The 24,305-nt window shown below is 68.2% G+C and carries 16 protein-coding genes; 9 read left to right on the top strand and 7 right to left on the bottom strand.

Annotated elements, in window-relative coordinates:
* Window positions 1-29: 29 nt before the first annotated feature.
* Complete coding sequence (coaE, locus tag J7E96_RS08940; RefSeq protein ID WP_215129516.1) at window positions 30-638, top strand: dephospho-CoA kinase; 609 nt, start codon at window positions 30-32, stop codon at window positions 636-638.
* A 100-nt stretch (window positions 639-738) separates the two neighbouring features.
* Complete coding sequence (locus J7E96_RS08945; protein WP_215129283.1) at window positions 739-1,107, top strand: tetratricopeptide repeat protein; 369 nt, start codon at window positions 739-741, stop codon at window positions 1,105-1,107.
* Between the two features lie 34 nt (window positions 1,108-1,141).
* On the opposite strand, the gene J7E96_RS08950 is transcribed toward J7E96_RS08945, so the two are convergent.
* Window positions 1,142-1,423, bottom strand: coding sequence for a DUF6343 family protein (locus J7E96_RS08950; RefSeq protein WP_215129518.1), 282 nt, complete (start codon window positions 1,421-1,423; stop codon window positions 1,142-1,144).
* Between the two features lie 321 nt (window positions 1,424-1,744).
* On the opposite strand from J7E96_RS08950, the gene J7E96_RS08955 reads away from it, so the two are divergent.
* From J7E96_RS08955 to J7E96_RS08970, 4 genes are all read left to right on the top strand, one after another.
* The gene (locus J7E96_RS08955; RefSeq protein WP_215129285.1) at window positions 1,745-2,209 is read left to right on the top strand and encodes a DoxX family protein; all 465 of its coding nucleotides are present in this window, start codon (window positions 1,745-1,747) and stop codon (window positions 2,207-2,209) included.
* A 132-nt stretch (window positions 2,210-2,341) separates the two neighbouring features.
* Window positions 2,342-5,257, top strand: coding sequence for an SNF2-related protein (locus J7E96_RS08960; protein ID WP_215129287.1), 2,916 nt, complete (start codon window positions 2,342-2,344; stop codon window positions 5,255-5,257).
* Window positions 5,254-6,465: an SWIM zinc finger family protein gene (locus tag J7E96_RS08965; RefSeq protein ID WP_215129289.1), complete on the top strand. Its 1,212-nt coding sequence runs from the start codon at window positions 5,254-5,256 to the stop codon at window positions 6,463-6,465. Before J7E96_RS08960 ends, J7E96_RS08965 begins: the two co-directional genes overlap by 4 nt.
* A 181-nt stretch (window positions 6,466-6,646) precedes the next feature.
* Entirely contained in the window at window positions 6,647-7,024 is a 378-nt protein-coding gene (locus tag J7E96_RS08970) for a hypothetical protein (RefSeq protein WP_215129291.1), read from the top strand.
* 26 nt (window positions 7,025-7,050) lie between these two features.
* Here J7E96_RS08970 and J7E96_RS08975 read toward each other — a convergent pair whose 3' ends face one another.
* From J7E96_RS08975 to J7E96_RS08985, 3 genes are all read right to left on the bottom strand, one after another.
* On the bottom strand, window positions 7,051-9,117 hold the full coding sequence (locus J7E96_RS08975) for a TerD family protein (RefSeq protein ID WP_215129520.1): 2,067 nt from the start codon (window positions 9,115-9,117) through the stop codon (window positions 7,051-7,053).
* A gap of 200 nt (window positions 9,118-9,317) precedes the next feature.
* A complete protein-coding gene (locus J7E96_RS08980) occupies window positions 9,318-11,201 on the bottom strand; it encodes a DUF2075 domain-containing protein (protein ID WP_215129293.1) in 1,884 nt (627 codons plus the stop codon).
* Between the two features lie 149 nt (window positions 11,202-11,350).
* Window positions 11,351-13,321 carry a DUF2075 domain-containing protein gene (locus J7E96_RS08985; protein ID WP_215129295.1) on the bottom strand — a complete coding sequence of 657 codons (1,971 nt, stop codon included), beginning with the start codon at window positions 13,319-13,321 and terminating at the stop codon, window positions 11,351-11,353.
* A gap of 229 nt (window positions 13,322-13,550) precedes the next feature.
* Between J7E96_RS08985 and pglW the strand changes: the two genes are divergently transcribed.
* Window positions 13,551-17,963 (top strand): BREX system serine/threonine kinase PglW, encoded by a 4,413-nt coding sequence (pglW, locus tag J7E96_RS08990; RefSeq protein ID WP_215129297.1) that lies wholly within the window; start codon window positions 13,551-13,553, stop codon window positions 17,961-17,963.
* Between the two features lie 95 nt (window positions 17,964-18,058).
* Here the strand turns inward: pglW and J7E96_RS08995 are convergent, their stop codons facing one another.
* A complete protein-coding gene (locus J7E96_RS08995) occupies window positions 18,059-18,571 on the bottom strand; it encodes a PH domain-containing protein (protein ID WP_215129299.1) in 513 nt (170 codons plus the stop codon).
* Window positions 18,572-18,817: 246 nt separating this feature from the next.
* Between J7E96_RS08995 and pglX the strand changes: the two genes are divergently transcribed.
* Entirely contained in the window at window positions 18,818-22,561 is a 3,744-nt protein-coding gene (gene pglX, locus J7E96_RS09000; protein WP_215129301.1) for a BREX-2 system adenine-specific DNA-methyltransferase PglX, read from the top strand.
* 43 nt (window positions 22,562-22,604) lie between these two features.
* On the opposite strand, the gene J7E96_RS09005 is transcribed toward pglX, so the two are convergent.
* Together J7E96_RS09005 and J7E96_RS09010 are read right to left on the bottom strand one after the other, a co-directional pair.
* Entirely contained in the window at window positions 22,605-22,814 is a 210-nt protein-coding gene (locus J7E96_RS09005; protein ID WP_215129303.1) for a DUF397 domain-containing protein, read from the bottom strand.
* On the bottom strand, window positions 22,811-23,665 hold the full coding sequence (locus J7E96_RS09010) for a helix-turn-helix transcriptional regulator (protein WP_215129305.1): 855 nt from the start codon (window positions 23,663-23,665) through the stop codon (window positions 22,811-22,813). The genes J7E96_RS09005 and J7E96_RS09010 overlap by 4 nt, the downstream gene beginning before the upstream one ends.
* A gap of 160 nt (window positions 23,666-23,825) precedes the next feature.
* Here J7E96_RS09010 and J7E96_RS09015 point away from each other — a divergent pair, with 160 nt between their 5' ends.
* Entirely contained in the window at window positions 23,826-24,284 is a 459-nt protein-coding gene (locus tag J7E96_RS09015; protein WP_215129307.1) for an ATP-binding protein, read from the top strand.
* Window positions 24,285-24,305 lie beyond the last annotated feature (21 nt).

A 24,305-nucleotide genomic window follows, 5' to 3' on the forward strand; every position in this document is an offset into this window, starting at 1 on the left:
CCGCGAAGTACGGGTCTAGGCTTCCGCGCATGCTGAAAGTGGGCCTGACCGGCGGAATCGGCGCCGGCAAGAGCGAAGTGTCGCGGCTGCTCGAGTCGTACGGCGCCGTGCTGATCGACGCCGACAAGATCGCGAGGGAGGTCGTCGAGCCCGGAACGCCGGGGCTCGCGGCCGTCGTCGAGGCCTTCGGGGAGGACGTACTCGCCGCCGACGGCACCCTGGACCGTCCGAAACTCGGCGCGATCGTCTTCGCGGACGCCGCCCGTCTGGCGACGCTGAACGCGATCGTCCACCCGCTGGTGGGTGCCCGGTCGGCCGAGCTGGAGCGCGCGGCGGGAGCGGACGCCGTGGTCATCCACGACGTGCCGCTGCTGACCGAGAACGGTCTCGCGCCCCTGTACGACCTCGTGGTCGTCGTGGACGCGTCCCCGCAGACCCAGCTGGACCGGCTCGTGCGGCTGCGCGGCATGACCGAGGACGAGGCGCGCGCCAGGATGGCCGCCCAGGCGAGCCGGGAGCAGCGGCTGGCCATCGCGGATGTGGTGATCGACAACGACGGACCGCTGGCAGCGCTTGAGCCGCAGGTGCGCAAAGTCTGGGCGGAACTGAACGAGAGGGCTGCGGCGTCGTCGTCCTGAAAGCGCCTCCTGAAGGCCGCTCGGGCGGCCGGCATCTTGGTGGAATACGGCATGCTGCCGGGGCCGTTGGAAAGAATGAGGCGAGCGGAAGGATGCCAGCGTGCCCGAAAGCAGCCCGGAGACCCACATCATCGACTACCGCGCGGCGGAGCACCTGCTGGCCGCGCGCGATCCGCGCGGAGCCGTGAAGCTCCTGGACTCGGTCATCGCGGCCCATCCGGAGAACACGGCGGCCCGGCTGCTGCGGGCCCGCGCCTTCTTCGCGTCCGCCCAATTGCGCTCGGCAGAGCTCGAATTCCAGCTCGTGCTGGAACGCGAGCCCGACAACGCCTTCGCCCATTTCGCCCTTGCGCGTACGTACGAGCGTGCCCTGCGCGCAGACCAGGCGAAACGGCACTTCCGGCTGGCCGCGGCGCTCGATCCGAAGCCGGAGTACCTGGCGGCGGCGAAGTTCGACGCGGACGACTGACCGCGAGCGTGCCTGCGAGCGTGGCTGAGCGCCTTCAGGGGCGCGGCCGACCGTACGGCGGCTCGTGGGGTGGATCGTACGGTGGGACGTCGCGGCCGGGCTGGTAGTGCGGGCCCTGACGGATGTGGCGTACGACCATCACCAGGTCGGCGGTGACGACGACCGCGAGGCAGCCGCAAGCGACGGCCCAGCCGGTGCGGCCGGCGGCGGCGAACGCGATCGCCCCGCCGACGGCCCAGAGCAGGCCCCACAGGCTCAGCCAGAGCCGGAGCCGGAGGGCACTGCGTGCGGTTTTCGGTTCACTCCCAGTACGCATGATCATGACGAATCGCCTCTCCCAGGGGACATGTACCCGGCTCGGGCACTCGTAGCCTGCCCAGCGCGTTGGGGCATGGCTGACGTATGGCCGTGCACCGGCGGCGGGGCCCCGTCCTGAGCCTTCACATACCCGACTACCGGGGAACGACGACGCCGAGTGCCTGCGATGCGGGGACCATCTGCGGGCGGGCGGCCGCTCGTACGGCGGAAATGGCTGGCTAACCCTGCGAGTTGGAGGTGATGTGGCGATGAGTTCTGCGGCGAGGCGCGGTCTGCCTCTGTGAAAGCACAAGGCGCACCGCTTCCCAGGGAGACCACGATGTCCGACGCAACGACCACCACCGTCGTCACCGCTACCGCCACCATCACACCCGTCACTGAGACCTCTCGGGCGGTACGGATCACGGTGCGCGTCCTGCGGATCCTGCTGGCCGTGTTCTTCGCCGTACCCAGTGCGTCGCCCAAGCTGATCGGCCACTCATCGGCGGCGGAAGGCTTCGACAAGATCGGCTTCGGCGACTGGTTCATGTACCTCGTCGGCGGTCTGGAGCTGGCGGGCGCGATCGCGCTGCTGATCCCGGTTCTGTCCGGGGTGGCGGCGCTCGCTCTCGGTGCGCTGATGGTCGGAGCGTTCGTCACCCAGCTCATGGTCTTCGACGGTCAGAACGCCGCGACGCCGCTGATCCTGCTGGTGCCGCTCATGGTGATCGCCTGGAACCGCCGCCACCACATCACGTCCGCCCTACGCCTGAAGGCACGTCCGCAGGACCGTCCGGCGTCCTAGCCCTCGCCGTCTGCTCAGGACCAGTGTCAGACCCCGCCCGTAGACTCGCACGTGGACAGGGACACAAGCGCCACGAGCGCACGAGCGCACGTGCGTGACCAGCACGCGACCAGCGGGAACGGGGGTGAAGCCATGACGACTACGGGACGTCGTGCCGCGGTCTTCCTTCCCGCAGAGCTGCCACGCGAAGGCAGGATCGCCCTCTGGGACCCAGAGGGCGGCGCACTCCCAGACGGCTCCGGCACCTCCGGCACCTCCGGCACCTCCGGCACCTCCGCGGAGATCACGGTCGTACGCCGTCACGGCGCCAGTGGCACCTCCGTACGCCGCCACACCGTGCCCGCCGTCCTCCTCCCCCTCTCGGAGGCCCTGCCCCTGCTGGCCCGGGCACGCCACGATCCCGCCGCCCACCCCGCCACCCACTGCTGGGGCGCGGCGGCGCTGCATGCCTTGCACCTGGCCGCGCGGGGCAGGCTGCTGCCCGGGCTGACCGCCGGGGACCACGACGCCTGGCGGGCCGGGCCGCTCGACGCCGACGACATCGCGCAGGTACGGGCCATCGCCGCGGCCATGCCCCCCGAGGCGCACGCCGTGCCGCTTCCTGGACGTACGCCTCTCGAGGTGCCCGCCCCGGAGGCGCTGGTGAAGGCGTTCCTGGACGCGGTCGTGGACAACCTGCCCCGGACGCCCTCAGCGGCGTACGCGGTGGGCGCGCCCTTCGCGGCACGCGCCGCGCAGCACCTTCCGGGCCTGCGGGAGTGGGCTGCGGAGATCGCGGCCGGGATGGACGCGGGGGTGCGCGTGTCGCTGCGCCTCGATCTGTCCCAGTTCGAACTCTTCGACAGCGCGGCGAACGAGCCGCGGGACGAGGAGACACCCGAGAGCGGGGACGGCCGAGCAGAGGACCGACCGGAGGACCGAGCGGAGCGGCGGGCCGGCACAGCCCTGGTCCAGGTACACAGCCTGGCCGACCCCACGCACGTCATCGACGCGGGCGCCCTGTGGTCCGGCGGCGGCAGCGAAGGCTTCGGCCCGCGCGCCCGCATCGACGCGGTGCTGGCGCTGCGCCGCGCGGCGCGCGTCTGGCCGCCGCTCGGCCGTCTCCTCGAGCGCCCGGTTCCCGACGTACTGCCGCTGTCGGAGGACGAGTTGTACGAGCTGCTCGGCCCGGCGGCGGCCAGGCTCGGCGCGGCGGGCGTCATGGTCCACTGGCCCAGGGAGCTGGCCCGTACGCTCACGGCGACCGCGGTCGTCCGCTCCGCGCCCGGGTCGGCGACCGACGGCACGCCCTTCTTCGACGCCCAGGAGCTCTTCGCCTTCAGCTGGCAGCTCGCGGTCGGCGGTGAGCCGCTCAGCGAGGCGGACATGGACGCACTCGCCGAGGCGCACCGCCCGATCGTCCGGCTCCGGGACCAGTGGGTGGTGGTGGACCCGGAGCTCGTACGCAAGGCACGCAAGCGTGAACTGGGCCTGCTGCAGCCGGTGGACGCGCTGGCGGCGGCGCTCACGGGCAGCGCGGAGGTCGACGGCGAGCAGGTCGAAGCAGTGCCGGTGGGTGCCTTGGCCGCACTCCGGGACCGCCTCACGGCCGGCACCGGCACGGGCACGGGCACGGGCGCGCTCATCGCCCAGCCGCCCGGCCTCGATGCCACCCTGCGCGACTACCAACTGCGCGGACTCGCCTGGCTGGACCAGATGACCTCCCTCGGCCTCGGCGGCTGCCTCGCCGACGACATGGGGCTCGGCAAGACGATCACGGTCATCGCCCTCCACCTGCGCCGGGGGCGCAGCGCCCCCACGCTCGTCGTCTGCCCGGCGTCCCTCCTCGGCAACTGGCAGCGGGAGATCACCCGCTTCGCACCCGGCGTCCCCGTCCGCCGCTTCCACGGCGCGGCCCGCACTCTGGACGACGCCGGCGAACCCGACGGCGGGTTCGTCCTCACGACGTACGGCACCATGCGCACCAGCGCCCCCGAACTGGCCGCCCACACCTGGGGGATGGTCGTCGCCGACGAGGCGCAGCACGTCAAGAACCCGTACTCCTCCACGGCGAAGGCGCTGCGCACCATCCCGGCCCCCGCGCGCATCGCCCTGACCGGCACGCCCGTGGAGAACAACCTCTCCGAGCTGTGGGCCCTCCTCGACTGGACGACACCGGGCCTGCTCGGCCCGCTCAAGTCCTTCCGCGCCCGCCACGCACGCCTGGTCGAGAGCGGCGAGGACGAAGAGGCGTCCGAGCGCCTGGCCCGCCTGGTCCGCCCCTTCCTCCTGCGCCGTAAGAAGTCGGACCCGGGCATCGTGCCGGAGCTGCCACCCAAGACGGAGACCGACCACCCCGTCTCGCTCACCCGCGAACAGGCCTCCCTCTACGAAGCGTCCGTACGGGAATCGATGGCGGCCATCGAGACGTCGGAGGGCATCGCGCGCCGGGGCCTCGTCATGAAGCTCCTCTCCTCCCTCAAGCAGATCTGCAACCACCCGGCGCAGTATCTGAAGGAGGACACGCGGCGCCTCACCGGCCGTTCCGGCAAGCTCGAACTCCTCGACGAGCTGCTCGACACGATCCTGTCGGAGGGCGGTTCGGTCCTGATCTTCACCCAGTACGTGACGATGGCCCGGCTGCTCGCCGACCACCTGAAGGCCCGCGCGGTCCCGTCGCAGCTCCTGCACGGCGGAACGCCCATCGCCCGGCGTGAGGAGATGGTGGACCGTTTCCAGTCCGCCGAGGTCCCCGTCTTCCTGCTTTCCCTCAAGGCGGCCGGCACCGGCCTGAACCTGACCCGGGCCGCCCACGTCATCCACTACGACCGCTGGTGGAATCCGGCGGTCGAGGACCAGGCGACCGATCGCGCGTACCGCATCGGACAGACCCAGCCCGTGCAGGTGCACCGTCTGATGGCGGAGGGCACGGTGGAGGACCGTATCGCCGAACTGATCGCGTCCAAGCGGGCGTTGGCGGACGCGATTCTCGGCGGCGGAGAGGCAGCCCTGACCGAGCTCACCGACCGCGAACTCGCCGACCTGGTCTCCCTGCGGAGGCCGGCATGAGCGCGAACAGCAGCGGTGGGAGCCGTGGCAGCAGCTGGTGGGGCAACGCGTGGGTCGAGGCCCTGGAAGCACTCTCACTCGACCCGGCCCGCCTGGCCCGTGGCCATACGTACGCCGGCGAGGGCAACGTCGGCGCGATCAGTGTGACGCCGGGCCGGATCATCACGTACGTACGAGGCAGCCGCCCCCGCCCGTACCGTACGGAGATCCGCCTGCGCACGCTCTCCGACGACGACTGGGACCGTTTCCTGGCCGTGGCGGCGGCCGACCCGTCCCACATGGCGGCCCTGCTCGACAAGGACATGCCGCACTCCCTGGTGGACTCGGCGGCCGAGGTGGGCGTGGACCTGCTGCCGGCGCCCGGCGACCTGGTCCCGTCCTGCTCGTGCCCGGACCGAGGCCATCCCTGCAAGCATGCGGCGGCCCTCTGCTACGAAACGGCCCGCCTGCTCGACGCGGACCCCTTTGTCCTGCTCCTGATGCGCGGCAGGGCCGAGCGCGACCTCCTCGACGACCTCGCCCGCCGCAACGCCGCCCACTCCGCCCGCGAGAAGCCCGCGCCGCCGCCCTTCCCCGGCGTACCGGCCACCACAGCCCTGACCCCGCGTACGCTCCCACCGCTCCCGGGCCCGCTGCCCGTACCCCCGCACCCCGGCCACGCCTCGGGCGCGTACCCGGGCACACGCGGCGCGCCCGACCCCCTGTCCCTGGACCTCCTCGTCACGGACGCGGCGGCCCGAGCCCACACGCTCCTCACCACCGGCACGGACCCCATCGCGACGCTCACCCCCTGGCAGGACGCGGTACGCCTGGCCGCCGCCCAGCCGGGCTCCGGCCTGACCGCCGCGACCCGCAAGCTGTACGCCACCCTGGCCTCGGCGCACGACCGAAGCCCCACCGACCTCGCCCGCGCGGTGGCCGCCTGGCAACAGGGCGGCCTGACCGGCCTCTCCGTGCTCGAAACCCCCTGGGACCCCCCGGCAGGCCCCTTCGACCGGGCCCGCCCCGCCCTGGCCGCCGCCGACCTCCCCCGCCTGCGCCCCCACCGCAACCGCCTCACCGACGCGGAACGAGGCATCCAGCTCCGCCTGGGCCACGACGACCGCTGGTACCCCTACGAATCAGACCCGGGCACAGACGACTGGTGGCCAACGGGCCCCCCGGACGAAGACCCGGTCGGCGCACTGACGTCACTCCTGGACGCCTGACGGCGGACGGCAGCCACTTGGCATCACGAGCCGCAGCCGCGAGCGGAGAAAGCGCTCGACAACAACAGGTGGCGCGGGCCAGGCTGCGCACATGCGAACCAAGCGATACGGCCGTTTCACCGCTGCCGACTTCTAGCACGGCCACGCCGGAACGCCCGGCGGCCCGTCGCCAGAGGCCCCCATGTCCCGTACTGCCCACCACACTCCACTGAAGCACCGAGACACGAGCTGGTGGTCCACCGGATCCGCCCCCTCCACCTCGTGGACGGCCCACGCGCTCACGGACCTCCGCTACTCCAACGCGGAACTCCGCGCCGCCCACCGGGCAGGCCGCCGCCCCACCCCGGACCGCCTGATCCACACCCTTGCGTCCTACACCTTCCCCCGCGCCTCGGGCACCCCGATCAGCGGCCGCTCCGAACAAGAGGCCCAAGCCCGCGCCGCCCTCCAGCAGTTCGCTACCCGAGCCCGCAAACAACTCCGGCTCGCCCCCACCACCGCGGAGGACCTCGACCACCCGCCGACCCGCCACCGTCATGCCTGCATCTGGCACGGGTGATCGAGCCATCCCCGCTGCCCGTCGGCTCAGGCCAGGGCGACCTGCGGCGACCGGCGATCGCCCCGCGGTTCCAAGTGCAGGATCACACTTGTGTAGAAGCGGTCCACCGCGTCGTCGACGCTGCGGATGAACCCGGACTCGGCGTTGCCACGGGTGTTGCCCACACTCTTGGAGAGAGACAACCGGAAACCGGAAATCTGTCCGGCATTCCGGGGGACGAGATCTCCGGGTTCGGGCCGGAGCTTCTCCAGTGTGCCGCGCGGGCCTGCTCCCTCACCGTCAAGAAGGGTCTGGACGTGCAGGTCGGCAGGCGCTTCCCCGAGCTGTTTCAGCAGCCGTTTGACCCGGCTGAGCGGATACACCTGATCGGGAGCCACGACGTCGATGGAAGTACGCAGCTTGCCCAGCCGGAGGTCGGCGGTGACAGCCAGAACTCCGGCCGCCCCGTCGATCCGGATTTCGGCGTGCAGCCGCCCGTCCTCACAGAAACGTTCCGCGAGGGCGGTGCGCCGGGACTGCGGGTCGGTGCCGCGCTTGGCGCGCTGGACCGGCATGACCTTCTCGCCGAGTTCACCGCCGAGCCTCAGGCACACCTGCCGGATGAGCCGTTCCCAGCTCTCGACGACGAGCACGGCGCGCTGGTCGCCCGGGCAAAGGGTTTCCTGGTCGATGCCGTTGCGTACCGGCACCCAGGCAGGTCCCATGTTCTGGAAGCCGTGGCAACCGGAGTTCTCGTGCTGGAGGTACTGGAGGAGTTCCTGAAGCATCCAGGCGCGGATCTCGTTCCGTACCCCTTCGTGGCGGATCAACATCTGGGCCTGGTGGGTGACTTCGGCCCAGGAGAGATGCCACAGGGCGACTTTGTGTTTCCGGCGGCCGTCGATTTTGACATCGACGAGGGGACTGCCTTCGAGCGCCACATCGTTGGAAAGCGTGATCACGGCTTCGTACCCGCGTCGGGCAGCGATGTCCATGTAGTCCTGGACCTGCTGGGCTTTGAGCGGATTGCCGTTGGTTTTGGTCTCCACCAGTGCTGTCCAGAGCTTGCCCGCGCGCTCGATACGGATGACGCCGTCCGGACGTCTCGGGCTGTCCCCGTTCGGCAGCGTGACTTCCGTGAACGTCTCGATGTGGCCGGACGGCGCGCCGAAGCCGGCAGTGAGCCTGCGGCCGAACTCCGGTACGTGGGCCATCACGGACAGCAGGATCGAGGTCGCCCGGACCTCGCGTTCCCTGTCGCTCTTGAGAGACGAAGCGGGGAACAGCCGGGCAGCTCGCCAGGAGTCGTTCTCCGCCAGCGACTTCCTGGGGACCTTGGGGAGCGTGACCTTCTTCCTGGCGGTACGCAGCCGGCGCGCGGGAGGAGCGGGAGCAGGAGCCACCTGAGCCGGGACGACCACCGGAACCTCGACCACCGGAACGTCCACGACGGGCACGGCCGGCCTCGGCGCCGGAACAACCGCCGAGGCCGGTACCGAGCCGGAGACATCCTCCGCCTCCTCTTGCGCGGCCCCAGCGGCCTCTGCGTCCTGCTCATCGCCATCGTCATTGCCATCGTCATCGTCGATCTCGATGCCGTAGTCAGTCGCCAGCCCGGCCAGCCCGGTCTCGTAACCTTGCCCGACCGCCCGGAACTTCCACTCGTCGTTGCGCCGGTACATCTCGCCGAACACGAAGGCGCTCTCCACACTCGCCCCGGAGATCGAGAAGCCGAGGAGCCGCTCACCGCCCGCGTCGGTCAGCGTGATCCGGAGGTTCTCCAACTGCCCGAATGCGGCACGTTGATGACGGCTGGCTGCGACCACGGCCCGCTCGACGTCGGAGGGTAAGGCGGTGAGGTCCAGCTGGATGCGGTCCTCATTGCCGTTGCTGGTCGGCGTCTGGCCGAGGAGCTGCACGCTGCCGTTGGCCGCGGCCGGGTTGTTGTAGAAGAAGAAGTCGGCGTTACTGCGCACCTTCCCGTCCGAACCCAGCAGCAGTACGGAAACGTCGGCGTCCCCGTCGCCGTCGGGGCTGCTCCATCCCAGGCTGACGGTGACGGATCCGGTGTTCTCGCTGAGCGCTGCCAGACCGACATTGGCGCCCTTGATCATCTCGTGCACGTGAAGCCCCCCAGGCGGTGCAAGGGCTGCACGGCGGAGCCTGGACAGCCCTCACTGAACGCTTCCGGGGATGCCCACGGAAGCGGAATGAGAGCGTATCGGCCAACCGTGTTCCTATGGCATATGTCTGCACGAACTGTCTCGACCCGGTATGAGGGGTGAACACACTCCGGAGCGTCAGCCTTCCTGGTCTAGACGGGAAGCGCCGCTGAGTCCCGGGGCTGTACGAGCGCCCGCAGCTTGGCCCGGGTCTCGGCGTCGGTGGAGTAGATCACGGTTCCCACCATCCCGCGGGTCAGCAACACCTTGTACGTGTTGCGGATCAGCCGGTCGACGTCCGCGTCCGGCGTGGACTTCTTGAAGACCGGGTCCTTCGACTTCGTACGATCCGTCACCCACCGGTCGCCGCGCCAGACCAGATCCGGGCCGAGGATCACACCGCTCCAGTCGTACTCGAATCCCTGCGCGGTGTAGACGCAGCCGACCTGGCCGAAGCCCGCCGGGTCGGTGGCCCAGAGGGCAGCCGGCGGAGCACCCATCACCGCTCGCGTGCCGTAGACGTTCCAGGGCCGGGACCAGTCGCCGATCACCACGTCCGTGGGGAGCGGCTGTCCCGGAGCCACCTTTGTCGTCCACTTCCAGCAGTAACCGGCAGACATACGCGCTCCGTACCCCTCCGCCCGGCGCGACTCCAGGAACGCCTCCAGCTCCTGCGGAGAGTCGACCACTGTGAGCTGCATCTTGTCGTCCGGCTCCCACTCCACCGGGCCGCCGCCCTCCAGCCCGAGCAGTCGGACGACCCACCGCAGATACGCATCGCTGCCGCCGCACCGGAACTGGCTGTCGAGCGGCACCACCCGAGTCTGCAGTCCCTTGGCAGCCGCAGCGTCCCTGATTTCCGCCACAGTGCCCATCTCGCCGGGACGTACTACTTGATGCTCGTCCAGCAGGAAAACCGGCACCTTCGCGGCATCGATCAATTCCTCGACCTGCGGTTTGCCGGTCCGGTGATCTGCGCGCGTATAGCGGTTGGCGGAGGTCTCACGCATGCGGTGTGCCTCGTCGCAGATGATCACGTCGAGACTGTTCTTCTCGGCGGTCATGAAGCTGTTGAAGTACTTGAACAGCTGCTGCACTTCGGGCTTCCGGGCACCCGCGACCTTCCGCATGGTCGTCGTGAAGGAGCTCGACCCGGTCGCATGCAGCGCGGTGTGCCCGCTACGGTACAACTCGCCCAGCAGTGAGAGCGCGATGACGCTCTTGCCCGTACCTGGGCCGCCAGTCACCACGACCACTTCCTTGTGGTCGGACTGGCGTGCACGCCGTACGGCCCGCAAGACCAGCTCGTACGCCACACGCTGCTCGTCCAGCAGCACGAACTGCTCCCGGTCGCGGACCTCCTCGGCGGCAACCGCCATCAGCTGCTTCGACGGCCCGATCTTCGCGCCCTGCAGTTCATCGGCGGCTGCGGCACCGGAGGCGGGGGAGAGCCGCGACTTCAGGAACTCCAGGAACTGCCCCCGCCGTTCCCCCGTGAACAGCCGACCGTACTCGTCCTGCTCAGCCTCATACAGCCCGCTCACTCCGAACTCGGTGGCGTTGTGCAGAAGGGCAGCACCCGCGATCCGCTCGGGATGGGCAGCCACAACCCCGTTGAACGACGCAAGGTAGCGGCAGTACCCCCGCACCTGCTCGATGGGATTGAGTACCGGCTGCGCGTACGCGTCCACCCTGCACAGCAGCGGCTCCCCGTCTTCCGGCGTTGCGCTGCTCCACTGCTTCAGCTCGATGACGACGTACGACGGCGCACCCGTCTTCGGATGAACCCCCGCCAGAACCACGTCGGCGCGCTTGCTGTTCAACGGCAGGCTGTACTCGATCAGCACCTCCACCTGCCCCAACCCAGCGTCCAGTAGTGCGTTCATGACCACAGGCAGGCTGCGCTCCCAGGAACGCACCTCGGAGGCGCCTGGCTTGTATCCGTGCACGTGGACGAACTGCTCAGTCAGTCGGAGGAACAGGGCGCTCGAGTGGATCTCGGCAGCGACCGCGGCGGCGGAGTCGCGGAACAGCAAGGAATGCCCCCAGGCAGCACGAAGTGACTCGTGCGGGTGGGGGCATGTCCTTTGAGACTCCACCGGAGTAGAGCGGAAGCCCGGCGGGCCGCATTTTCGATTGGTCTGATGTTACCGAAGCGCCCACGGAGCCCACCGGCGGGAAAGTGTCAGGTTTTGATGATCTTGCGCATGGGCTTGGGGAGTGGGTGATTTACCGTCTTGATCACATGCCCGCGGAGAGCGTCACGGGTGTCTTCGTCCGTCGCGTAGACCACGACACCGACCATGCCTCGGGTGAGCAGCACGTGGTACGCATTGCGCACGCACCGGTCGATGTCGGTGTCATCCACGGCCCGGGGGCGGAGCTCCGGGTCATAGGTTGCCGTTCTGTCCACCGAGAAGCGGTCGCCCTTCCACGTCAAGTCGGGACCAATGATGACGCCCACCCACTCGAACTCGAACGTCTGCGCCGTGTAGGCGCAGCCGATCTGTGCCGCTCCTCTGGGGTCCGTTGCCCAGAAGTCGGCGTCCGGTGCGCCGTCGACGGCATAGCCGGCCTTGACGTTCCAAGGGCGCTGCCAGGTGCCGATCGTGACGTCATCGACCAGCTCACCGTTGTCGTCAGGCGCACTCCAGGGCCAGCAGAAGCCGGCCACGATGCGGGTGCTGAATCCTTCCAGCTTGCGTTCCGCGAGGAAGTTCTCCATCTCCTCCGGTGAGTCCGCAAGTTGCACCTGCATGCGCCCATCAGGAACCCAGGGCTGCGGTGTATGTGCGCCCACCCCCAGGAGTCTGAGCACCCAGTCGCGGTAATACGCGCTCCCCTGCGCGCGGAACATTCCGCCGAGGTCGATCAGTGTGTGCTTGTGCCCGAGTTCTTCGGCGCGCTCCACCAGGTATTCGGCTGTGCCTACTTCCCCAGGCCGAAGCGACTGCCAGTCATCAAGCAGAAAGACGGGGACCCGGGCGGCAGCGATGATCTCGTCTGCCTGGGGAAGCGGGTTCTCCCGTTCTTCCTTCGGGGTGTAGCGGTCGATGGAGTGGCGGCGGATGCGGTGTGCCTCGTCGCAGATCACGACGTCGCAACTGTCCGGTCCCATCTTCTTCAGCTGATTGAAATACGTGAACAGCCGGGTGGCTTCCTTCTTGAGTTTGCCCTTCGTGCCACGCGGTGCGTCGCGAGTGTAGGACTCACGCAATGTCAAGGTCAGTGCCTTGGCGCCGGAAGCGTGGACCACGTCCCAGCCGGCCAGGGCGAGGGTGTGGCGCAGTTCCAACGCGATGGCACTCTTGCCGCTGCCGGGGCCGCCACGGACGATGATCACTTCCTTGGTGCCGCCCGCGCGCACACGTTGCACAGCCTCATGTACGTCCTGGTGTGCCATCTCCTGGTCGTCGAGCAGTTGGAACTGCTCCGGCTTCCCCATGCGTGCTGCGAGGTTCACATCAGTGATCTTGGGCGGCTCGTACTCCGCAGAGTCGATCAGCGCTTGCGCTGCCTCACCACCGGGCCTCGCGGCCAAGCGAGCCCCGAGCATCTTCCTGAACGGCTCGAGGCGGTCCATCGTGTAGAGCCGCCCGTGGTCGCTCGCCGGAAGCTTGAACAGCTCTGCCACCTCGGCATCATGGGCGTTGTGCATCAGCACCGCTCCGGCAACACGCTCCGGCTTCGCCCGCAGCACGGCTTTGTACTGCATCAGGTACTGGCAGTACTGCTGCACCTGCCGGACAGGATGAAGCTTCCACTCGTCGTAGCCCAGATCCACAGCCACCGACCGTTGCGGGTGTACGGAGGCTGTGCGCTGCTGCTTCAGTTCGACAAGCACGTAGGAGAGGTCCCCGCTGCCGGGGTGTACTCCTGCCAGGAGAACGTCCACATCAGCGTTCGTATGCGGCAGTCCGAACTCGATGAGTACCTCGACCTGGCCGAGTCCTCGCCCGTCAAGTGCGTTGATGACGACGGGCAGACTGTTCTCCCAGGCGTCGACCCAGGAGCCGGCAGGGTCCTTCCCCTGCCTGTGATCGCGCTTGTACGCCTCGATCAGGCGCTCGGTCAGATGGCGGCGAGCCATTCCCGGTTGCCGTTTGATCTCTTCGACAAGCGCGGAGGCAGGCTCCCGGAGCAGGTACGACGACAAGAAATTCCCCCACGGCACGCGAAATCTCGTGCGGGTGGAGGCATGTCCGTAAAGGGGAAGCCTGTCGGGCCGCGATGACGCCTCGAACGCTAGCGTGATCTCGCACCACAGCAACCGGATTGAGCCAAGGCGACTACAGGCTTTCCAAGACGCGGTGCGATGCCTGCAAGGTAAGGTCACCAGGGATTTTGTACGTGCAGAGCGGCGATGGACACTGCGGAGGCGCACCGTGACGGCAGCAGGACGGCCCTCGGCGCCCAAGCCCGGTCCGCCGCCCCGGCCCGAGCATCAGTGGAATCAGGAGCGCCCCTCCCCGTACGCATGGGAGCAGGACGCACTCGACCACGTACGCCGTCTGATGCCGACAGCCGAGCCGTACCGTGCCTGGGCGACCTTCTCCTTCACCGCACAGTCCGGCCGTATCAACGAGTGCGACCTCCTGATCGCCGTTCCCGCCGGGCTCTATCTCGTCGAGATCAAGAGCCACCCGGGCCGACTGGAGAATTCCGGGTCGACCTGGAACTTCCACGGACCCGACCGCACCCGGACCATCCGAAACCCTCTCCACTTCAACGACGCCAAGTCGAAGGACCTCAAAAGCCAACTGCAGTGGGCGGCCCGCAAGCTGGGGATCAACGACCGCACACTTCCCCGCATTGAACCGGCGGTCTTCCTCTCGGGCACCGACCTGGAGAGTCAGCTCGACGAGCACCAGCGCATCCGGGTCTTCGGCCGGGACGACGGCGCCAGTGGCCTGTCACGCATCTGGCAGGACTTCCTGGGCCTGCCCCCGGACCGGCCCGAGCGTCGCATCACCCCCGAGTTCTCACGCCACCAGCTGCCGAAGCTGCTCAAGGCCATCGGCATCCGGCAGTCGACCGCTCACCTCAAGTTCGGTGACGCCTGGCGAATGCAGCCGCACCCGCTGGACGCAGGAACGTCGTGGGAGGACCGGCTGGCCAAGCGCGTCGACGGGCTGGTGCACGAGGAGGGCCGGGTACGCATCTATCTGGTCGGCCAGCAGGCCACCGACGCAGCGAAGAAGGCAACCGGACGCGCCGCGCAGCGCGAGTACCAGGTACTGCAGGGCATCACCCACCGCGGCATCGCCGCCGCCGTCGAGATCCGCGAACACGAAGCCGGTCCGGCGATCCTCTTCCGCCACCGTGAAACCGATCTGCGGCTCGACCAGTACCTCGCCACCCATGGCGGACGCCTCACCCCGGAGATGCGCCTCGACCTGGTGCGTCAACTGGCGGAGGCGGTCCGATACGCACACAACCGCTCGCTCTTCCACCGCGCCCTCGCCGCCCGCTCCGTCTACGTCTCCGCCCGCCCGGACGGCTCCCGCCCCGAGTTGCGCATCACCGACTGGCAGACCGCGGCCCGCGACTTCGATACGAACGCGACCTTGCTGCGCTCCCTCGGCAACGCCACGCTCGACACCGGCCTCATCGAGGACGCCGCCCAGGTCTACCTGGCCCCCGAGACCGAGCAGCCATACGCAGACCCCGTCGACCTCGATGTCTTCGGCCTCGGGGCGGTCTCGTATCTCATCCTCACGGGCCAGCCGCCGGCCACCCAGCGCAGCGCGCTGCGCGAGCGCCTGCGTACCGACTCGGGCCTGCGCCTCTTCGCGGTCGTGGACGGGGCTTCGGAGGAACTCGACCAGCTGATCTACCAGGCCACCCGTCCGGAGCCCGACGACCGCCTCGGTACAGTCGACCGGTTCATCGACCTCCTGGACGAGGCCGAGGAGGAGAACGCGGCGCCCGAGCCGGCGCCCGTCACCGAGCTCGACCCGTTGTCCGCCCTCCCCGGTCAGTCCCTGGACGGCGAATGGTCCGTACGACGGGTCCTCGGCACCGGGGCCACCGCCCGTGCCCTGCTGGTCGAGCGCATCGTCGAGGACGAGGACGGTGAGTCGCACACCGAGGAGCGGGTCTTCAAGGTCGCACTCGACCAGGAGAAGGCGGAGCGGCTGCGCGCCGAGGCCCGCGCCCTGAAACAGGTGGGCGGCGGCACCGTCGTCCAGCTGAGGGGCGGCCCGCGCGAGGTGGCCGGACGTACCTTGCTGGAGCTGGAGTACGCGGGCGAGCGTACCCTCGGCGCCCGACTGCGCGGCGAGGGCAAGCTCTCGTACCACGAGCTGGAGCGGTACGGCAGCGACCTGTTCAACGCGCTCGACCAGCTCGCGGCCAAGGGCGTGCGCCACCGCGACCTCAAGCCGGACAACCTCGGCCTGTACAAGCGCAGCGACCGCATCTGGCAGTTGATGCTCTTCGACTTCTCGCTCGCCGACGCGTCCGACCGTGACATCAAGGCGGGCACCCGCGGGTACCTGGACCCCTTCCTGGGCTCGGTTCGCCGCGCGCACTACGACGACCACGCCGAGCGCTATGCCGCCGCCGTCACCCTGCATGAGATGGCCAGCGGTGAGCGCCCCCTGTGGGGAGGCGGGCAGTCCGACCCGGTTGCCAGCGACAACGCCGAACTGTCCATCGCTACCGAGCTGTTCGAGCCCGCACTGAGCGAGGGCCTGGAAGCCTTCTTCAAGCGTGCCCTGCACAGTGACACGGAGCGCCGGTTCGACACCCTGCGCCAGATGCGTGACGCCTGGTACGAGATCTTCCGGGCAGCCGACGCCGGTAAGCCCGCGACCACACCCGCCACGGTCGACACCATCTCCGATTCGGTGGACGACACTCGCGACGCGGCCGCCGAAGTCGCCGATCTCGAGACCTCCTTGGACGCGGCCGGTCTCTCCCCGCGTGCCGTCTCGGTCGCCAATGGTCTCGGCGCGACCACAGTCGGCGGACTGCTCGACATCCAGCCGTACATCATCTCCAAGGCGCGAGGCGCGGGCGCGCTCGTACGCAAGGAACTCAACCGGCGCCGCAAGCAGTGGGCAGCGGAGCTGAAGCGGCCCGCCGCACCGGCCGTCCAGCCCGCGCGGCCCGAGTCCGAGGCGCCCGCAGGGGACTCGGACGCGATCCTCTCGATCGACGACATGGCCGCCCTGCTGACTCCCGCCCCCGGGCGCAAGGGCTCGCACCGCGCCGAGGTCGTCCGTCTGACTCTCGGTGTGCCGCCGGAGGGCGCCGGACTCTCCCCGCTCGGCCCGTGGCCCGTACAGAAGCGCGTCGCCGACCGGATCGGCATCCAGCAGCCGCCCGTCTCCCGTCACCACCGCGCGGCCATCAAGGAGTGGCACGAGACGGACTGGCTCACGGACGTACGGAGCACGCTCGTCGACATCGTCGACGCTGCGGGCCGCGTCATGACCGCCCAGGAACTCGCGGTCGAGCTGCGGATACGGCACGGCGCGGGCAACGACGCCGAGGAGCGCGTCCTCGCCAAGGCGCTCGCCGTCGTACGGGCCGCGGTCGAGGCGGAGACCTGGGAAAGCGAAGCCGAGGGGGAGGAACAGCACGAACCGCGCCTCGCCTGGCACCGCCGGGAGCATGCCATTCTGATCGCCTCGGAGTCGCTGCCCGGCACCAACGACCCCAGCCCGAGTGAACTGGCGGACTACGCCGCGGAGTTGGGGAAGAAGGCGGAGCGGCTGGCCCAGGAAGAGCCTCTGCCGGGGAGGGCCGCCGTGGTACGCGAGCTGCGCACCGTCCCGGCCCCGGAGGGTCTCGCGCCGCCGGCCGACACGCGTCTGGTCGCGCTGGCAGCGGTGGTTGCGCCGACGGCCGAGGCAAGTCCGCGACTGGAGCTGTATCCGCGTGACCTGCCCCTGGACCGGGCACTGCGTATCTCGCAGGCCGGGGCCGGAGTCCGCCGCGAGCACGGCATCACACCACAGGAACTCAACAACCGCCTCCGCGCACGTTTCCCCGACCTCGCTCTGCTGACGGGAGGTTCGGAGCCCACGCATGTGGAGCAGGAAGAGGCCCTGCGAGAAGCCCGCTTCACCCTCGAATTCGACGAGAAGCAGGGCAAGTTCTTCCCGCCGGCGATAGAAGCAGCGGCCTCCTGGACCTCGACCGGCGCAACCAGCATGATGGCCCCGCCCGTGGGCACACGCACGACCGCCCAGGACCCGCACTCCACGATCAAGGCGAAGCTCGACGCCTCCGTCCGGCGCGGGGGCTTTCTCGCCCTCACCGTCAGGGGCACGCGCCTGCCGGGCGTGGCGGAGACGGTTGCGGCGGCGTACCCCGTCGCCCGCGTGGACCTGAACAGTGAATTCCTCACTGAGTTCCGGGCGTTGGCCGAAGAGAAGAACCAAGCGTGGGACAAGGTGCTCGGCGTCGACGCACGCTTCTCTGCCGGCGGTCACATCTCCAAGGGCCTGGCCGCGTACGTACGAACGGTCTGGTCCCGCGTCGAATCCCGCCTCCTCGCCCATGCCGCGGCCCCGCGCTCCGTCCTGTTCCTCCACGACGCGGGCCTGCTCGCCCGCTACTGGGACGAGGGCGGCCGCGACCTGCTCATCAGGCTCCAGGCCGCCGCCCGTCGCCCGGCGGAGGCTCCGTACGGCCTGTGGATGCTGAGCCCGGTCGAGACCCGCAGTCAACTCCCGCACCTGGACGGTCGGACGATCGAGTGCATCGGTGGCGACGGCGAGCGCACCCACTTGGACACCGCCTTCCTGGACGCGCTGCGTGGCGGCCCGGCTGGACCAACGCAGTAGCCAAGAGGGTGCACTGGGCAAGCTGTACGCGGGAAAGCGCGGAGGAGCTGCACTGCGTCGAGGGCTGACGCACGGATGAAGGTACGAGGACGCAGTCAGAGGCGATTGATGAGCTCGGCCTTCTTGGCGTCGAACTCTTGCGAGGTCAGCACGCCCGCGTCGCGCAGTTCACCGAGCTTGCGCAGCTGCTCGTACATATCGTGCTGGGTGGCAGCCACGGGCTGCGGGGCCGGGGGTGGGGGCGCGCTCCTGGCGTGGGTCATGCTGTCGCGCACCGTTTCCACGAACTGGGCGAAGGCCGACAGGTCGGCGATCCACTTGAGCTGTACGTCGTTGCCGGAGGCAGCGAAGCGGATGAAGCGGCCCATCATGTTCTTGCCGGACTCGAAGGAGGAGATGTTGGCGTAGGGAAACGATTCGAAGTCATACCCGGCGAGACGCTTGGCGTAGAACGCCAGGCGCTGATTGGTGGCGAGGAGGATACCGGCCCGGGTGATCTTCTCGCCCATGAGGCGGCCTTCGTACGTACCCTGAACTGCGGCGATGACCTGCTCGCCCGGGGCCATGTGCTCCTGTGCCTGCGTGAGGAGCTTGTCGATCTTCGCCATGACGGGCCTCCAGGTGATCTTGCGCGATACCTGACTACTGGCGTGGTGCGGCGGATGCGGGGTGCCGGACTGTGCGAGGGCGCGACCACAAGCCTATGCCCGGCGTGAACAACAAGGTAAGGGCCCGTTTGCCACCTTCGGGGTAGGACGCCGGTTGCTCAGTGGCTCTGTGGTGCGTTCCGTGCGGGCGGCGGAGTGCGGAGAGTGGGGTCGGGTCCACCGCTGGGCTGGCAGGATTGGACGTCGATGCCGCCGGGGTTTGCGGTGGATGGCGTTGCGGTCGAGGGGATACGAAGAGTGACGACAGTCGCGGGTGCGGGCGTGGACCGGGTTGGACTGCTCAAAGACCTGAAGAAGCAGGTCACAGCCCTGGAGGACGACCTGCGGGAGCGTAGTGCTTCCGTCGAGGAGTTCCGTACGCGGCTGGAGGCGGAGTACGCACGGGCTCGCGAAAGCAAGCGGACGGCGGCGACGTACGGGGCGTGGCGTGACGAGCGGGTGACGCAGGCTGCGGCGGCGTGGGTGCTGGGGTGTGTGTTCGTACGGTTCTCTGAGGACAACGGGCTCATCGAGTGGCCGTTCCTCGCGGGCCCGGGGGAGAGGCTGAGGGATGCGGAGGAACGGCACGAGGCCTTCTTCCGCGAGAAGCCACACCTTAATAACCGGGACTGGCTCGTCGAGGCGTTCCAGCACCTGGCCGACGCGAACGAGACAGCGGCGGGACTCTTCGACCGCCGGCACAACCCGCTGTGGGAGCTGACGCCGAGCTATGAGGCGGCGAGTGAGCTGCTGGCGTTCTGGCGGCGGCGGGGCGCGGACGGCGAGATCCTGTACGACTTCACGGACGGGGAGTGGGACACCCGGTTCCTGGGCGACCTGTACCAGGACCTGAGCGAGCACGCGCGCAAGACGTACGCGCTGCTGCAGACGCCGGAGTTCGTGGAGGAGTTCATCCTCGACCTGACGCTGGAGCCGGCGATCGAGGAGTTCGGACTGAACCCGGAGGGCGGCCTGCGGACGATCGACCCGGCGTGCGGGTCGGGCCACTTCCTGCTGGGGATCTTCGCGCGGCTGGTGGAGAAGTGGCGGGCGGCGGAGCCGGGCACCGATGAGTGGGTGATCGTCCGGCGGGCGTTGGAGTCGGTGCACGGGTGCGACAAGAACCCGTTCGCTGCGAGCATCGCGCGGTTCCGGCTGCTGGTTGCGGCGATGCGGGCTGCGGGGGCGGGGAGTTTGGCGGGGGCGCCGACTTTCCCGATCAATGTGGCGGTGGGGGACTCGTTGCTGCATGGGCGGGGGGCGGCGGGGATTCAGACGGATCTGGCCACGCTGTTCGCGGAGGAGGGGGACGGGGCGGCGTTCCAGTACGCGACGGAGGATGTGGGGGAGTTCGCGGCGCGGGTTGATTTGCTGGGGCGGGGGTCGTACCACGTGGTGGCGGGAAATCCGCCGTATATCACGGTTAAGGACAAGCAGGAGAACGAGAACTACCGCGCGGCGTACGATGCTTGCGCTGGGAAGTACGCGCTGTCCGTGCCTTTTGCGCAGAGGTTGTTTGAATTGGCGCTGCGGGGGGCTGGCGGGGTCGAGAGTGGGGGTGGGTTCGTCGGGCAGATCACGGCGAATTCATTCATGAAAAGGGAATTCGGTAAGAAGCTGATCGAGGAATTCTTCGCGCAGAAGGTTGACCTATCGCATGTGATCGACACTTCAGGGGCGTACATTCCGGGGCATGGGACGCCGACGGTGATTCTGGTGGGGCGGAATCGAACATTCAGGCAAGCGGATCCGATTCGGGCGGTGCTCGGTGTGCGCGGTGAGCCTTCGCAGCCAGAAGATGCCGCGCGGGGCTATGTATGGCAAGCTATCGTTGGCCAGGTGGTGGCTCCCGGTAGTGAATCCGAGTGGGTTTCGGTCGGCGATGTGCCGCGAAAGTATTTTGCTGGACACCCCTGGTCATTGAGTGGTGGAGGAGCGGATGGTCTCTTCGGTCTCATTGAGTCAGGCGGGAACCGAAAGCTAGATTTGGTAGCGGATTCGGTAGGCATCATGTCAGTTACCGGTGCTGACGAGGTTTTCTTGCTTCCTGCCAATGGGGCGGCGCGACGCCTAGCGGTTGAGAAAACGCAGGTAATGGTAACTGGCGATGCGGTTCGAGACTTCGCTATCCGGCCTGATCTGGAGGCAGTTTGGGTATATGACGAAGTGAATGAACCGGTTGATCTAGATGGCACTGGTGCGAAGGGGTTGCTTTGGAGATATCGAACCGCAATTTCTCAACGTAGACGCTTCGGGGTGCCGATGGTCGAGCGAGGAATGGCGTGGCATGAATGGCAAGAGCTCTATGTTAGTAAGATGCGAACACCCCTAACGGTTACTTTTGCTTCCGTATCTACGCACGCTCACTTTGCATTCGATCGTGGCGAGAGAGTATTTAATCGACACGCGCCCGTGATCAAGCTGCCGGAGGCGGCGGGAGAGAGTGAGCATCTGGAGCTGCTTGGGGTGCTCAACTCGTCGACGGCCTGCTTCTGGTTGAAGCAGGTGAGCCACAACAAGGGCAATGAGGGTTACCAGTCAGGCATCAAGACCGAGATGTGGGAGCGCTTCTACGAGTTTACGGGGACCAAGCTGCAGGAGTTTCCGCTTCCCGAGCACTTGCCGCTGGCCCTCGGGTGCGCGCTCGACGCCTTGGCTCAGCAGCTCGGCGACCATCAGCCGTCAGCCGTTGCGGAGGGCGGTGCACCCAGCCGTGCCGCCCTCGACGCCGCTCGCGCCGAGCATACCCGCACGCGCCAGCGCCTGATCGCCCTCCAGGAGGAGCTGGACTGGCAGATCTATGGCTCGTACGGACTCCTGGCCGAGACCTCACGTGTCACCGATCCGTCGCTAGCGCCGACGACCATCCCTGAGGTGGCGCTCGGGGAGCGGGCGTTCGAAATTGTGCTCGCGCGGAAGATGGCGAGAGGCGAGGCGGAGACCGCGTGGTTTGAACGGCACGGGTCGACGCCGATCACCGTGGTCCCGGCACGCTGGCCCGACTGGTACCGGGAGATCGTGCAGACTCGGATCGACATCATTGAGAGTCGCAAGGACATCGCGCTCATCGAGCGGCCAGACTGTAAGCGTCGTTGGGCCTCCGAGCCGTGGGAGAAGAAGGAGAAGGCGGCGCTCCGTAACTGGCTGCTGGATCGAACCGAGGGCGCCGAGCTCTGGTATGGCCTCCGCGATGGGATGAAGCAGCCGCGGGCGCTGACCATCAGCCAGCTGGCCGATGTGCTACGGGATGACGCCGACTTCAACTCCGTCGCGCTGCTCTACGCCGCCGATCACATGGGGAAGCCGGATCTGCCGCTCGCCGACGTGTTGGCTGAGATCGCCGACGACGAGCACGTCCCGTACCTAGCAGCCATGCGATACAAGGACTCCGGCCTGCGCAATCGCGAACAGTGGGAGCAGGTATGGGAGTTGCAGCGTGAGGAGGATCGTACCGGGGAGCGGCTCGACATCCCCCTACCGCCGAAGTACAAGGGGGCGGACTTTCAGAAGCATTCGTACTGGTCGCATCGCGGGAAGCTTGATGTGCCCAAGGAGCGGTTCATCTCCTATCCGGAGGCGAGTCCCGACGCGGACTCGACGGTCCTCCTCGGCTGGGCCGGATGGGATCACAAGGACCAGGCGCAGGCGCTGTTCAACCTGGTTGACGACCGTACGAACCAAGCTGGCTGGGGAACGGATCGGATCACGCCGTTGCTTGCTGGCCTGTTGGAAGTCATGCCGTGGGTGCGGCAGTGGCACGGTGAGTACGACGAGGAGTGGGAAGGCGTGCCGGCCGACGAGTACCAGGCGTACTTTGAGGAGCTGTGTGCCAAGCACCAGGTGAGCGAGGCTGACTTGCGGGCTTGGCGGCCGGAGAAGAAGGTGCGGGGTGGCCGGAAGAAGGCCGCTTCGAAGAAGGCGGTCGAGCAGACGTTGCTAGACGCAGAGTGACAGCAGTGGTGGCGGCCTCGAATGGCGGGGCCGCCACTCTCGCTCAGGCGCGGTCGGCTGCGTACGAGATGAACGACGACCAATCGGCCGGACTGAAAGCCAGCTGTGGGCCCTCGACGTTCTTTGAGTCGCGTACGTGGACTGCGCCTATGGAAGCTGCGACTTCGACGCACTCAGGGCCTTCGTTGCTGCTGTAGCTGCTCTTGAACCACGCCAGTCCGGTGGCGCTGTCGGCGGAGGGCTTGATGGTCATGTCTCTCCCAGGACTTTTTCGATGAACGCCAGTGACTCCCGTGGTGTGAGAGCCTGCGCCCGGATGATCCCATACCGAGCTTCGAGCGTCCGGACCGCTGTCCGGTCGGTGGTCACGCGACTGAATTGCTGGACTTCGGTGTGGGCCACCTTCGGGCCGTTCTTCGGCTCCAGCAGCAGGAGTTGGCCACCCATCCCCGCGTGGTCCTCGCGATCCGTCGGCATCACCTGGATCTCCACGTTGCGCAACCCGCCGACCTCCAGAATTCGTTCCAGCTGGCCGCGTAGCACCATCCTGCCACCGATCGGGCGGCGCAGCGTAACCTCTTCTTGGACAAAGCTCAGGATGGGAGCAGGCCAACGACTGAAGATCTCTTGCCGGTCCATCCGTGCGCTGACCTGCCGCTCGATCGTCTCCTCGTCCAGCAGCGGCCTACGCATGCCGAACAGTGCACGGGCGTAGCCCTCGGTCTGTAGCAGGCCCTGGATGTTGTGGTTGCTGTACGCGCCCAACTCGACCGCGTCCGCCTCCAGCTTCGCAAGATCCCGCACCTTCTTCGGGTACCGCGCCCGCTCCACGTCCTCGTTGAACGCGGCCAGGATCCCGCCCGCCCCCAGGACCTCATCCGCCGCGTCCAGGAACTCCGGTTTCGGAGCCCGCCGACCCCGCTCGACCGAGGACACCTGCTCCTCCCCGTACCCGATCGCCTGGCCCAACTCCACCTGTTTCAGACCGGCGCGCTCCCGCCACAGCTTGACCTGTTTGCCGACCGTCTTGAGGAAATCTGTAGCGCCCTCGTCCCAGTCCTGCTCTTCCGTCCCGCTTCCCGACTGCCCTGCCCCGGTCGTCATGCCCAGCCACCTCCGACGCGTTTGCCCGTACGAAACGACGTCTGTGCACTCCGCGTCACGCCCGGCCGCCCGGACAAGCAGTCACCATGCCCGGACAAGTCACGCTCCGTACCGACGTCGCCCCTGGTCAGAGTAGAGTCACTCGACCACGCTCTGTTACATGAACGCCGAAACCGCCGCTCTCGTACGTGAGTTCGTCCAGCGCCTCTCCGCCACCCGCCGTGGCGCGCGGCTCGCCCGTTACCTCGCTGTCCATCAACTCGATGCCTGGGGAATCCCGTACGGCAGCGATCTCTCCGACTCCGTCGCCACAGTCGTTGGCGAACTCGCCGCCAACGCCGTCACCCACGGCCGCGTGCCCGGCCGGGACTTCGAGCTGCGGATCGCGCTCGGCGCGCAGGCGATCCGGATCGAAGTATCCGACACCCGGACCGAAAGCCGCCCGCCCGCTCCGGGGCATGCCACACCCCCGCCCGCCGACGCTGAAGCGGGTCGCGGACTGCTGCTCGTGCAGGCGCTGTCGCTCGCCTGGGGCGTGGAGCAACGGCAGGTAGGCAAGACCGTGTGGGCGGCCGTTCCCCATACAACAACCTTGCCGAAGCCCCTCCTTGAGGGCTGAGGTCTGGAGCGATCGACGGGG

The organism is Streptomyces sp. ISL-96, from assembly GCF_018614035.1.
Taxonomy (GTDB): Bacteria; Actinomycetota; Actinomycetes; order Streptomycetales; family Streptomycetaceae; genus Streptomyces.